The sequence below is a fragment of the Pauljensenia sp. UMB10120 genome (genome assembly GCF_030212035.1).
GTDB lineage: Bacteria > Actinomycetota > Actinomycetes > Actinomycetales > Actinomycetaceae > Pauljensenia > Pauljensenia radingae_A.
In genome coordinates, this window is the sequence record NZ_JASODH010000002.1 from 140742 (window position 1) to 152848 (window position 12107).

Consider the following 12107-nt stretch of genomic DNA (forward strand, 5'->3'; position numbering starts at 1 on the left):
GCGACAACCTTGTCAACGCATCTGCAGGCACAGACGCCTGTCTTTTTATGCGCACGAGGGCACGGCGCTGCGCGCAAAAAGGAGAGAGCAATGGAAGGCACGATGCGCGCCCAGCGTCTGCATTCAGATCGCACCGTAACGATCGAGGATATTCCGATTCCCAAACCCGGTCCGAACCAGGTCCTCATCAAAGTTGCCTACTGTGGAATCTGCCATTCGGATATGGCGCTGATCGACAGTGATTTTCCCATGAAAATGCCGGAAATCACGCAGGGCCACGAGTGCTCGGGCACCATCGCAGAGATGGGATCGAATGTGCAGGGCTGGGAGATCGGCGACAAGGTCATCCCGCAGTCGGGTATGCCCTGCCTGAAGTGTCGCGAATGCCGCCGAGGTAACCGAGGCTCATGCCAAAACCTGCGCGTTATGGCATTTGACTATGACGGTGCATGGGCGCAGTACACAGTGGCCAACGCTGAAGGACTCACCCGCGTGCCCGATGGTGTGCCGATGGAACAGGCCGTGATCCTCGCTGATGCTGTGGCAACCCCGTTCGGAGCAGTCAAGCACACCGGCAAGGTCTCGATGGGCAACGCCGTTGCCGTGTGGGGATTGGGTGGAGTCGGAACCCACATCGTCCAGCTGTCCCGGCTGGCGGGTGCGTACCCTGTCATTGGTATCGACATCAACGAGGGTGTGTTTGATCGAGCCAAACGTCTGGGCGCTGACTTCACGTTCCGATCCGACGACCCCGAACTGATGGACAAGATCAAGAAAGCGACGGGTGGGCGCATGATTGACGTTGCGTTCGACGCTGCCGGTCTTCAGGTGACCTTCGAGCAGGCAGTGCAGTCACTGGACTACAGGGGGCGCGCCGTGCTGGTCGGGCTGTCACGCCAGGAATTCCACGGCGGAAGCCTTTACGATTTTGGCGTCAAGCGCCGTCAGGCCATAGGACACCTGGGCTACGAAGTAGTGGACATCTTCCTGCTTGCTGAACTCGTCAAGGCTGGGCGATTGGATCTGTCCGAATCGGTCTCTCAGATCATCTCGCTGGAGAATCTGGAAGAAGGCCTGGACATCATGCGCAATAAGACAGGTAACCCGATCCGTATAGTCGTCGATCCGTGGGCTGAAAGCTAGGGTGCCTCTCGGTGGCTGGCCGTTGGTCTGCAGCAGCATAGTGAGCCAGCCCCACCGATTCGACGCAAACTCACTGATCTGCCACAGTCGCCCTCGTTCGTCACAATGAGCGAGGGCGACTTGCGTGCGCCGCTCTACCTCGCCATGATCAAGTTGAGGGCGCGCGGCACGCATTCGATGTGCAAAGGCATGGGCATGAGACGCTCGCCGTCAGCAAATGCATCGAGGCCGCTGACTTCGATGTCAACACTGTGGGCACGGTACATGTGGACCTCCGGTACCTCCTCCAGGCGGTGCAGGAAGGTCTTCGGAACTTTGCTGATCGCTTCGAGGCGATTGAGCGTTTCCACCAGGCTGATCGACAGCAGGCCGTCGCGGGGGTCAGCATGCGGACACATCATGATGCCGCCGCCATACGTCTTGGTAATGGCAATGGCGTTGAGAATTGTCGGGACGTGATGTGTGCCTTTGCCGTCGATGCGGATCGTTGTGCGCAGGGGGCGTAGGCGTGCGAACTCGATGCCCAGTGCCAGCAGGTAGCGTGAATTACCCTTCGGCCATCTGATCTGGTTGGCACGATCGTTAATCATTGAATCCACGCCCGCGCACATAATTGTTGCAAAGTAGCGTTCTTCCCCGTTCGCGTGGCTCATGAGGCCCACATCAACGCTGTCGTGGTGGCCGTCCACAATGAGTGATGCGGCTGCTCTGGGATCGAAAGGAATGGAATATTCGCGTGCCAGGTCGTTACCGGTGCCAGCCGGTATGACACCGAAGAGTTTGCCTGTGCCGACCACCTCCTGCAATGCAAGGTTGATCAGCCCGTCTCCGCCGCACACCACAATCGCGTCAATGGTTGGGTCAGCGACAAATTCGCGAGTGCGCAGGCTCGTCGTCAGTGGCAGGTAGCTGGCAATGGAGACCACATCGATGCCGCGATTGGCCAGAAACTCAGTGGCGCGCCGTGCCGCATCCATCGACGATCCCAAACCTGCAACGGGGTTTGTAATCAGTGCGATCCGACGAATCGGGCTCTGTGGCCGTGAATGGGGATCGGTCATACATACTCCGTTCATTTCTTGTTCTACGCCACAGCGATCGTCGCTGTCAGTTGGGATGCATTTGATATAGTGTAGCGATTTAAGCGGGCGTGTCGAACAGGTATCCGCAGAAGCGCCGCCGTGTGACGCGAGGTAACCCCCCGTGCCACGTGCCCTATTCGCCTGAGGGCTTGCGGGCGCCAGGCAGGAAGAACGTCAGTGCACATCCCAGTCCGAGGGCTGCGCCGGCCACTCCCATTGCGCGCGACGCTCCGACGCTGAAAGCCTCCGACAGTTTGTCGATCACCTGATCGGTCAGTTCCGCTGGAACGCTTTCTGAACCGTCCGAGTCAGTCAGCGCCCGAATGGAAGCGCCAGCTGAAGGTGCGACAGACGCTTCGATGCCGTGACGTGCCTGCTCGGGCAGCGGCACATCGTCGAGGCTTCCCTGTACCTGTGAATTCACCGACGCAGCCAGGAACGTTGCAACCAGAGCAATTCCCAACGCTGTACCGACCTGACGTGTCGTGGACTGGGTGGCGGATGCCTGCCCCGACGTGCTGGGTGGCACATCAACCAGAATGACGGATGTGAGTTGCGCTGACGCCAACCCCAGACCAAAACCGTAGGCAACCAGTGCTGTGACGATAACTGCGATGGGCGTGTGGGCTGTCAGGCTGATCGCCAGGCTGAATACGGCAATGGATTCTATGGCCAGTCCGGCGCGCGCCACCCACGTTGCAGAAAAGAGACGCCCCAGTGGGGATGCTGAGCCACCTGCGATAAAGGCGCCTGCAGCCATTGCAGCCAGGACACCGCCTGATTGGAGCGGTGTGAGCATGCGGACGTTCTGAAGGTACAAAGGCAACGCGAAGAGCAGACCGAATTCTCCCACTGAAATTGCCGCAGCGGCCACGTTCCCTGCAGAAAAGCTTCGGAGCTTGAAAAGATTCAGATTCAGCAGGTGCGGCCCGTCCACTCGCAGCTGTCGCCGTTCCCACCAGATGAAAAAGCCGAGCAGGACGGCGGCCAGAGCAGCCGCCAGCGGCACAGGCGAGAGTGGCCATGACGCCCAGTCCTCATTGATCGGCTTCCACCAGCCCAGGTCACGCCCCTGAATCAGTGCGTAGACCAGAGCGGCGAAACCGATTGACGAGGTGATAAACCCGCCCGCGTCGAAACCGTGTTCGGAGCGTTCTCCATAAGTGTTGGGCACGAAGAAAATGCAGCCGAGCGCAACGATGATGCCGATCGGAACATTGATCAGGAAAATCCACGGCCAGGTGGTGCTCGTCGTGATCCAGCCACCCAGCAGAGGACCAACAGCGGCCATCCCTGAAATAACTGACCCCCACACGGCGAACGCAATCATGCGCCTCTTGCCTGTAAACGTCGCGTTGACAGTTGAGAGTGTTGTTGGAGAAACGGCCGCCGCTCCGGTGCCCTGCAGGAAACGTGCGATGAGCAGAGGAGTGAAAGTGCGCGCCGTGCCGGCAATGATTGATGCGATAACAAAGATGGCGATCCCTGCCAGAAGGATGTTGCGTCGTCCCCAGTTATCGGCCAGACGTCCCACGGTGATCAGCAGCGCCGAGAAGATCAGGGCGTAGCTCGTTGTCAGCCATTGAGCCTGCGTGAATGTGAGCTCAAGGTCACGCATGATTGTCGGCAAAGACACGTTGATGATGGTGCCGTCCATAACGATCAGTGACAGTGCCAGAGACAGGAAAACGAGTGCGATCCAGGGGTGCGCCAGTGTTGATGACCGAGATGGCGCAGTGGATGCACTTTTCCGGGAAGTCGGTGTCATGCCACGATTATGACACACTGTCATTAAAGTGGCGCGCGGTCATCCGCCCGATGATTCAAGCTGGAGTTTCGACACGGCGCCGCGGTCGCCCTCGTTCATCGTGATTGCCGAGGGCGACCGGAGTGCTACACGGAAGGCGTTAAAGCTAGACCAAAGATCGGGACCGCCAGAGCCAGTACGGTGCCCATCACCAGGAAGATGCCGACGATGTTAAACCAGAAACCTGCCTTGATCATGTCGACGATGCGCACGTAACCCGACCCGTACGCGATGGCGTTTGGAGGCGTGGCGACCGGGAGCATGAACGCACACGTGGCAGCCAACGCAGCCGGGATCACGAAGAGCAGGATGTTCATATCGCCGTACCCAAGGCCGATGGCGACGCCGCCGATAATCGGCAGGAACGCGGCAGCAGTTGCGGTGTTGGAGGTGAGCTCCGTCAGAGCCAGGACGAGCGCCGTGATGGCGAACAAAATCACGATGATGGGCAGGGTGCGCAACTGCTCAACTGAGTGGCCTACCCAGTTTGACAGGCCCGTGTGAGAGAACTGGCCAGACAGAGCCAGACCGCCACCGAACAGCAGGATGATATCCCAGGGTAGGTCCTTCATTGACTCCCAGTTCATCAAACGCACCCCTCGCTTCGGGTCTGCCGGAATGATAAAGAGCAGCAAGGAGATCCCCATGCCGATAATGGTGTCGATCCCCTTGATCTGAATGCCGAAAAACTTCAGGAAAAAGGGTAGGAACACCCACAAGATGGCGGCGGCCACGAAGAGGATGCCGACGAGCAACTCGCCGCTGCCCATCGGGCCGAGCTTCTTCAGTTCACTGCGAATGAGCTTCTTACCTCCGGGGATTTCCGAGATTTCCGGTGGGAACAGAACATATGTCAGCAGGAACCATCCGATCGCCAGGAACGTCACCGCCAGTGGGACACCTACCAGCATCCACTGTCCGAAACCGATCGAAATATCGTGGTTTTCCTTCAGGTATGCCACCAGGAGCGAGTTGGGCGGAGTGCCGATGATGGTTCCCAGTGAGCCGATCGAAGCGGAATAGGCGATGCCGAGCATGAGGGAAATGGCGAACTTCGAGTGATATAGCTGCGTCTGCTTACTGATCGTTTCCGAGGCATCTTTGCCTTTTTGAACGATTGCTGCCACGACGCCACCTTTTGTGGCGTCGCGAGCTGTGCCGGACACTGATTCAGCGTCGGCGGGTAGATCCTCAGAATCTGCCTGGCGGGAACCTTCGAGCTGGGAGACGAGCTGCAGCACCGACATGCCGATGGGCAGCATCATGACGGCGGTCGCGGTGTTGGACACCCACATTGACAGGAAACCAGTCGCGATCATGAATCCTGCGACCAGTTGGCGAGGTTTCGTCCCGACCATGTTGACCACGGTCAGCGCGATACGTCGGTGCAGGTTCCAGCGCTGCATGGCGAGCGCCAGGATGAATCCGCCCATGAACAGGTAGATCGTGTCCGAGGCGTACGGTCCGGCTGTTCCGGAAAAAGAATCGACCTGTAGGGCAGGGAAGACGACCATTGGAATCAGAGCAGTGGCGGCGAGCGGGATGGCTTCGGTCATCCACCAGATGCCCATGAGGATCGCGACCGCGGCCACGATGGGCAGGCCGTCAAGATTCATGGTGCTGAGCTTTTCGTCAGAAAGGCCCTGTGCTGCGATGTCGGCAGCATTGTCGGGCATGATGAAGTACACCAGTACGGCCAGAAGTGGACCTCCCAGCAGGCCCGCCACGCGCACAAGGTGGACGGTACGTGATGGCGCTACGTAGTCATCAGCTGCTGCATGCGATGACGATGTGTGAAGGGTAGGAATACTCATGGTGACCTTTCGTGACACAGAGGACGCGTCGCCTCGACGGAGAATCCCAGGACAGATGCGCGACGCGGCGTACCATCGTCGGTCCGCCGCCTGTATGCACAGTGGCGCATATAGGACTTTAGTCGCAGACATTATTGTATGGCGCGCCATGACGTGTGTCAGTCAATTGCGACGAGAAAAGTTACGAAAAGGACACAAAAGTAGGAAAAAGCGTGTTCTGTTCCGGTCGGTTCTGGCCGACTGAGAAGAGGGGGAGTGGACGCTATGTCACTTCTTCAACTCGATGGTCTTCTCCGGGACGGCCACCCGGGCGCGTACGCCCAGCTCCTGATCGAGCGATTCGACTAACGCCTGTGCAGCCTTATCTTCGCCATGCACGCACCACACTGAACGAGGCTGAGGCACCAGATCGCGTACCCAGTCCACCAGCTCCGAGCAATCTGCGTGTACGGAGAATTCCTCGTCGCGAATCACCTCGGCCTGCACGCTCACCCACGCGCCATGCATTTTCAGTTCGCGTGCGCCGTCCAGGAGCGCGCGCCCACGTGTGCCTACCGCCTGATAGCCGGTCAACACGACGGTATGAATCGCCTGGGGGAGCATGTGCTCGATATGGTGCAGGACGCGGCCGCCGGTGAGCATGCCGGAGGCCGACACAATGATGGAAGGCTCCTTAGGATCGTTGAGTTTTTGCGACTGTTCCTGGTCTCGCACCTCAATGAGATTCAGGTTGCTCAGCTTCAGGCCTCCCACTTCATCATTGAGTTCGCCGCGCGCACTGACAGCCTGGTAGAGGCGCAGGGACGCCAGCGCCATGGGGGAGTCCACGTAGATTGGCACCGAGGGGATCTGGCCGGCAGCGACCATGTCGGATAGTACTTTCAGCACTACTTCAGTGCGGTCGACGGCGAACGCTGGAACCAGAACGGAGCCGCCGCGATCGATGGTTCGGCAGATGGCGTCACGGAACACTTCGTGCTTTTCGTGTCCTGGATCAGTTTCAAAGTGTTCACGATCTCCATATGTTGATTCGAGCAGAACCGTCGGGGCGCCCTCGGGAATTTCTCGCGAGCGCAAAACGGGGTGCGTGGGCCGGCCCAGGTCACCGGAAAATAGCGCGTCACCTCCAGGTGTGTGGACGCGGATCGAAGCTGAGCCGAGGATGTGGCCGGCGCGCGTCCAGTGCGCACTGACCTGCCCGCCCACGTCAATGTCAGCGTCGAAATCGACAGCTCGCATCAGTGGCAGCGTGTCCTCAACGTCGTTGACCGTATACAGCGGTAACGGCCGGCGGTGCTTGGAATACCCGTAGGTGCGTGCATGTTCGGCGTCGCGTTCCTGCAGGTAGGCAGAATCTCGCAGAACGATATGTGCCAGGTCGATGGTGGACGGTGTGGCCCAGATGGTGCCGCTGAAGCCCTGCTTGACCAGGCGTGGCAAATATCCCACGTGATCCAGATGTGCGTGAGTGAGGAGAATATCCGAAATGGAATCGGCCGGGACTGGAAAATCAGACCAGTTCTTGCGGCGGAGTTTTTTCTCGCCCTGATACAGGCCTGAATCGATGAGAATCCGTCGCTCGCCTCGTGGGGAGTCAACGGTTAGAAGATGCTTGGAACCGGTCACGGTTCCAGCTGCGCCCACGAAAGTTAAGGTCGTTGGAGCCATACCTTTACTGTGACGCAGATTACGTTGCGATGGGGCGTTCAGTGGTGCGTGTCGCACATTCGGTAGATTCATCCCACATATGACGGATCCCTTGCAGACAACGCCTGGGACTTGTCGTAGAATCGAGGGGTTGTCATGTGCCCGAAATACGGGCTGAAATCGAAACAAGACGTTGGAGTGCACACACGTGAAGAGCACTGTTGAGACCCTCGAGCCCACCAAGGTGCGCTTGACCGTTGAGGCCGACCATGAAGAAATCAAGCCTCAGATGGACAAGGCATACAAGGAAATTTCGAAGCAGGCGAATATCCCCGGTTTCCGTAAGGGACACGTTCCGCCGCGCATTATCGATCAGCGATTTGGTCGTGCCGCCATCATCGAGCAGGCAGTCAACGAGGTTCTGCCTCGCCTGTACTCGCAGGCGGTCGTGGAAAACGAACTGCGCCCCATAGCTCAACCCAGCATCGAAGTCACCGAAATTCCGGCGACCAGCGGCCCGATCAGCGGCAAGCTCGTCTTCACCGGCGAGGTCGACATCGTTCCCGCCTTCGAAGTGCCCGAAATTACCGATGACATGACCGTTGAGGTTGACCCGGCGGATGTCACCGACGAAGACGTGCAGACCGAGCTGGACCGCCTGCGCGCACGTTTCGCCACGCTGAAGTCCGTCAAGCGCCAGGCTAAGACCGGCGACTTCGTCACCATCGACCTGACTGCAACGGTCGACGGTGAAGAGGTGGATTCGGTGTCCGAGGTTTCCTACGAAATCGGTTCCGGCACGATGCTGGATGGCCAGGACAAGGCTCTGCGCGGCACGCACTCGGGTGACGACGTGACCTTCACGTCCAAGCTCAAGGGTGGAGATCATGCCGGTGAAGAGGCGGAAGTTGTCCTGCACGTTCACTCCGTGAAGATGCGCGAAATGCCGAAGGTTGATGACGAATTCGCCCAGATGGCATCCGAATTCGACACTGCTGACGAACTCATGGAGGACATGAAGAAGCAGGCTGAGCAGACCAAGCGTTCTCAGCAGGCGCTGGACGCACGCGACCGTCTGGTCGATGCACTGCTGGACAAGGTGGAAATCCTCCTGCCTGAATCCGTCATCGACGAGGCTGTCAAGCAGCAGCTGGGTGACAAGCCCACCGCCAAGAAGAAGAAGGAAGCCCGCGAAGAGCTCGAACTCGAGTTCCGTCGCGACATCCTCTCCGACGAACTGGCCAAGAAACTGGAAGTCCAGGTTTCCCAACGCGAACTGATCGACTACCTGATGCAGATGTCGCAGACCTACGGCATCGACATCAACCAGCTGATCTCTTCGCCCGAGGAAGTCCAGACCGTGGTTGCACGACTGACCCGCACCAAGGCCATCATCGAGGCCCTGCGTCTGGTCACCGTGAAGGACACAAACGGCCAGGCCATCGACCTGACTGAGTTCTTTGGTGATGAAGAAGGCAACGATGATGCAGCCGAAGGCGCTGACGAAGCGGCTGAGGATGCAGCTGAGGCCGACGACGCAGCCGAGACTGAAGACGCAGAGGCAGCAGAAGCTGACGAGAAGTGATCGAGTAGCGGATCACCACTGACACGCGGGGCAGGAACCAGGAAGCGTTCCTGCCCCGCCTGCATGAGGTGAACATGTATGAGCGTGCGCCGTCAGCGAAAAGTGCCAATCCAGGCCGACGGCACAGTGCGAAACCGGTAGGTTGGACATCAGTGATGAAAAATGCCCGATGGAAGGACGTCAAGTGAGTGAACAGCGCGTGAGAGGCGCCGACGGTGCGCAGCCTCAAGGCTCGTTCGGAGATGCTGTCTACCAGCGTCTGCTCAAGGAACGCATTATCTGGCTGGGAAGTGCAGTGGAAGACGAAAATGCGAACGCAATCTGCGCGCAGATGCTGCTTCTGGCTGCTGAAGATCCCGACCGCGACATCTACCTGTACATCAACAGCCCCGGCGGCTCGGTCACCGGCGGCATGGCAATCTACGACACCATGCAGTACGTCAAGCCGGATGTTGTCACCGTGGCCATGGGTCTTGCAGCGTCCATGGGGCAGTTCCTGCTCACCGCAGGCGCACCCGGCAAGCGTTTCATCACCCCGCACACGCGTGTCCTCATGCACCAGCCCTCAGGCGGGGCCGGTGGTTCGGCCACCGACATTCGCATCAACGCCGAACTGATTCTCAAGATGAAGCGCGAACTGGCGGAAATCACCGCTGAGCGCACCGGTAAGTCCGTCGAGCAGATCCTTGCGGATTCCGACCGCGACCACTGGTTCAGCGCTCAGGAAGCAATCGAATACGGATTTGCCGACAAGATCGTCTCCACACCGCAGGAGATCGGCCACCGTGCCAACGACGCGCAGAACGGAGAGAACTGATATGTCCAGCACTGCTCCTTACTTTGACGCAATGGCCCGTCAGATGCCGCAGGCCCGCTACGTGCTGCCCACCTTCGAGGAGCGCACCGCCTACGGGTACAAGCGCCAGGATCCGTACGCCAAACTGTTCGAGGACCGCATCGTGTTCCTCGGAGTTCAGGTTGACGATTCGTCGGCTGACGATGTGATGGCTCAGCTGCTCGTGCTGGAGTCTCAGGATCCCGATTCAATGATCACGATGTACATCAACAGCCCCGGCGGCTCGTTCACTGCGATGACCGCCATCTACGACACCATGCAGTACGTCAAGCCTCAGATCCAGACCGTGTGCCTGGGGCAGGCCGCCTCGGCTGCCGCCGTGTTGCTGGCCGCGGGCGCGCCTGAACGCCGACTCGCACTGCCGAACGCTCGTATCCTGATTCACCAGCCTGCGATGGAAGGCATGCACGGTCAGGCCTCGGACATCGAGATCGTGGCCGACGAGATCGACCGCATGCGCAAGTGGCTCGAAGACACCCTGGCGAAGCATTCAGGCGTCAGCTCGGAGCAGGTACGCCGCGATATCGAACGCGACAAGATCCTCACTGCTGAGCAGGCCCGCGAGTACGGTCTGATCGACCAGGTGCTCGAGCCGCGCAAAGCCCAGTAACTGATCGCCGGCGCGTAGTATCGCTGGCTCAGATACGCGCGGTGCTGCTCGCATGTATCAGCAGGTGGTGCCAGTCACTTTGTCCAGCGCGCCGAGCTGTACGTGGACAAGTCGCCCTCGTCAATTATGTGACACCCGACTGGGAAACCTCACATGATTGGCGAGGGCGTTCTCACGCGCGCCGGTTCGCCCACTGCGGATGGCTCCATTAGGCTAGAAACACGCGCATGGAGGTGTGCGGATCGAATGGGAGGCGCGTCATGGCACGGTTGACGGATGGGGCAGAACTGCTCAAGTGTTCGTTCTGCGGCAAGACACAAAAACAAGTGCGCAAGCTGATCGGCGGCTCCGGTGTGTACATCTGCAACGAATGCATCGAACTGTGCAACGAAATCATCGAAGAAGAGCTGCAGACTGACAGCGCGCCCACGCAGACCCCGCTACCCAAACCGCGCGAAATCTTCGACTTCCTTGACTCGTGGGTCATCGGTCAGGACCGCGCCAAGCGTGCACTATCCGTAGCAGTCTACAACCACTACAAGCGCGTGCGCTCCAGGGAAGCCGGAAACGATGAGGATATGCAGGGCACCAAATCCAATATTCTCATGCTGGGTCCAACTGGAACCGGGAAAACCCACCTGGCCCGATCGCTTGCCCGCATGCTGCACGTTCCGTTCGTGATCGTGGATGCCACTGCGCTGACGGAGGCAGGGTATGTTGGCGAGGACGTTGAAAACATCCTGCTCAAACTTATCCAGGAAGCCGACGGCGACATCAAGAAGGCCGAACGCGGCATTATCTACATTGACGAGATCGACAAGATTGGCCGCAAGGGCGAAAATGCGTCGATCACGCGAGACGTATCGGGCGAGGGTGTCCAACAGGCACTGCTCAAGATTATTGAAGGGACCGTCGCATCCGTCCCGCCTCAAGGCGGTCGCAAGCATCCGCACCAGCAGTTCCTCGAAATCGACACATCCGGCATTCTGTTCATCGCGGCCGGCGCATTTGCCGGTATCGAGGAGATCGTGCGGGCGCGCCTTGGACAGCGCTCCACAGGTTTTGCCTCATCACTGAAATCCTCTTCCGAAATGGGTGACATTTACGAATCAGTCACGCCCGAAGATCTGCACAAGTTCGGCATGATTCCGGAATTTATCGGCAGGCTCCCGATCCTCACCTCAACGAAACTGCTCACCGAGCAGGACCTGGTTCGCGTCCTCACCGAGCCGCAGGCATGCCTCGTCGCCCAGTACCAGCACCTGTTTGAGCTGGATGACATGACGCTGGAATTTACCGAGGACGCGCTGATGGAGATCGCCTCTGAAGCCAACAGGCGAGGTACGGGCGCGCGCGGCCTGTCCACCATTATGGAAAAGACGCTGTCCGACCTGATGTTTGAACTCCCCAGTCGCGACGATGTCGGCACCGTCGTCATTACCCGCGATGTCGTCACCGGCGAGGGGGACGCGGAACTGTATGCCCCTGGTGAGGCGAAGACTCAAAGCGCGTAGCCGCCTTTGCCGGAGCGGGTATGCCCGGCAGGAAGACATGCACGCGTCG

General features: G+C 59.1%; 9 protein-coding genes. 5 read left to right on the plus strand and 4 right to left on the minus strand.

The features are described from left to right. Positions 1 to 90: 90 nt before the first annotated feature. Positions 91 to 1143 carry a zinc-binding dehydrogenase gene (locus tag QP093_RS02480; protein WP_285014468.1) on the plus strand — a complete coding sequence of 351 codons (1053 nt, stop codon included), beginning with the start codon at positions 91 to 93 and terminating at the stop codon, positions 1141 to 1143. Between the two features lie 134 nt (positions 1144 to 1277). On the opposite strand, the gene QP093_RS02485 is transcribed toward QP093_RS02480, so the two are convergent. The 4 genes from QP093_RS02485 to QP093_RS02500 all read right to left on the minus strand — a co-directional run bounded on the left by QP093_RS02485 (position 1278) and on the right by QP093_RS02500 (position 7514). Beyond that, positions 1278 to 2204, minus strand: a complete 927-nt coding sequence (locus QP093_RS02485; protein ID WP_285014470.1) for a diacylglycerol kinase family protein — start codon at positions 2202 to 2204, stop codon at positions 1278 to 1280. 154 nt (positions 2205 to 2358) lie between these two features. Next, complete coding sequence (locus QP093_RS02490; RefSeq protein ID WP_285014471.1) at positions 2359 to 3993, minus strand: MFS transporter; 1635 nt, start codon at positions 3991 to 3993, stop codon at positions 2359 to 2361. Between the two features lie 125 nt (positions 3994 to 4118). Then, complete coding sequence (locus QP093_RS02495) at positions 4119 to 5846, minus strand: SLC13 family permease (protein WP_285014472.1); 1728 nt, start codon at positions 5844 to 5846, stop codon at positions 4119 to 4121. A gap of 267 nt (positions 5847 to 6113) precedes the next feature. Continuing rightward, positions 6114 to 7514, minus strand: a complete 1401-nt coding sequence (locus QP093_RS02500; protein WP_285014473.1) for an MBL fold metallo-hydrolase RNA specificity domain-containing protein — start codon at positions 7512 to 7514, stop codon at positions 6114 to 6116. Positions 7515 to 7701: 187 nt separating this feature from the next. On the opposite strand from QP093_RS02500, the gene tig reads away from it, so the two are divergent. The 4 genes from tig (at position 7702) to clpX (ending at position 12058) form a co-directional block, all read left to right on the plus strand. After that, complete coding sequence (tig, locus tag QP093_RS02505) at positions 7702 to 9078, plus strand: trigger factor (RefSeq protein ID WP_285014474.1); 1377 nt, start codon at positions 7702 to 7704, stop codon at positions 9076 to 9078. 184 nt (positions 9079 to 9262) lie between these two features. After that, complete coding sequence (locus QP093_RS02510) at positions 9263 to 9895, plus strand: ATP-dependent Clp protease proteolytic subunit (protein WP_285014476.1); 633 nt, start codon at positions 9263 to 9265, stop codon at positions 9893 to 9895. A gap of 1 nt (position 9896) precedes the next feature. Further along, positions 9897 to 10544: an ATP-dependent Clp protease proteolytic subunit gene (locus QP093_RS02515; RefSeq protein WP_285014478.1), complete on the plus strand. Its 648-nt coding sequence runs from the start codon at positions 9897 to 9899 to the stop codon at positions 10542 to 10544. Positions 10545 to 10804: 260 nt separating this feature from the next. Next, positions 10805 to 12058: an ATP-dependent Clp protease ATP-binding subunit ClpX gene (clpX, locus tag QP093_RS02520; protein WP_058236359.1), complete on the plus strand. Its 1254-nt coding sequence runs from the start codon at positions 10805 to 10807 to the stop codon at positions 12056 to 12058. The last annotated feature ends 49 nt before the right edge of the window (positions 12059 to 12107 follow it).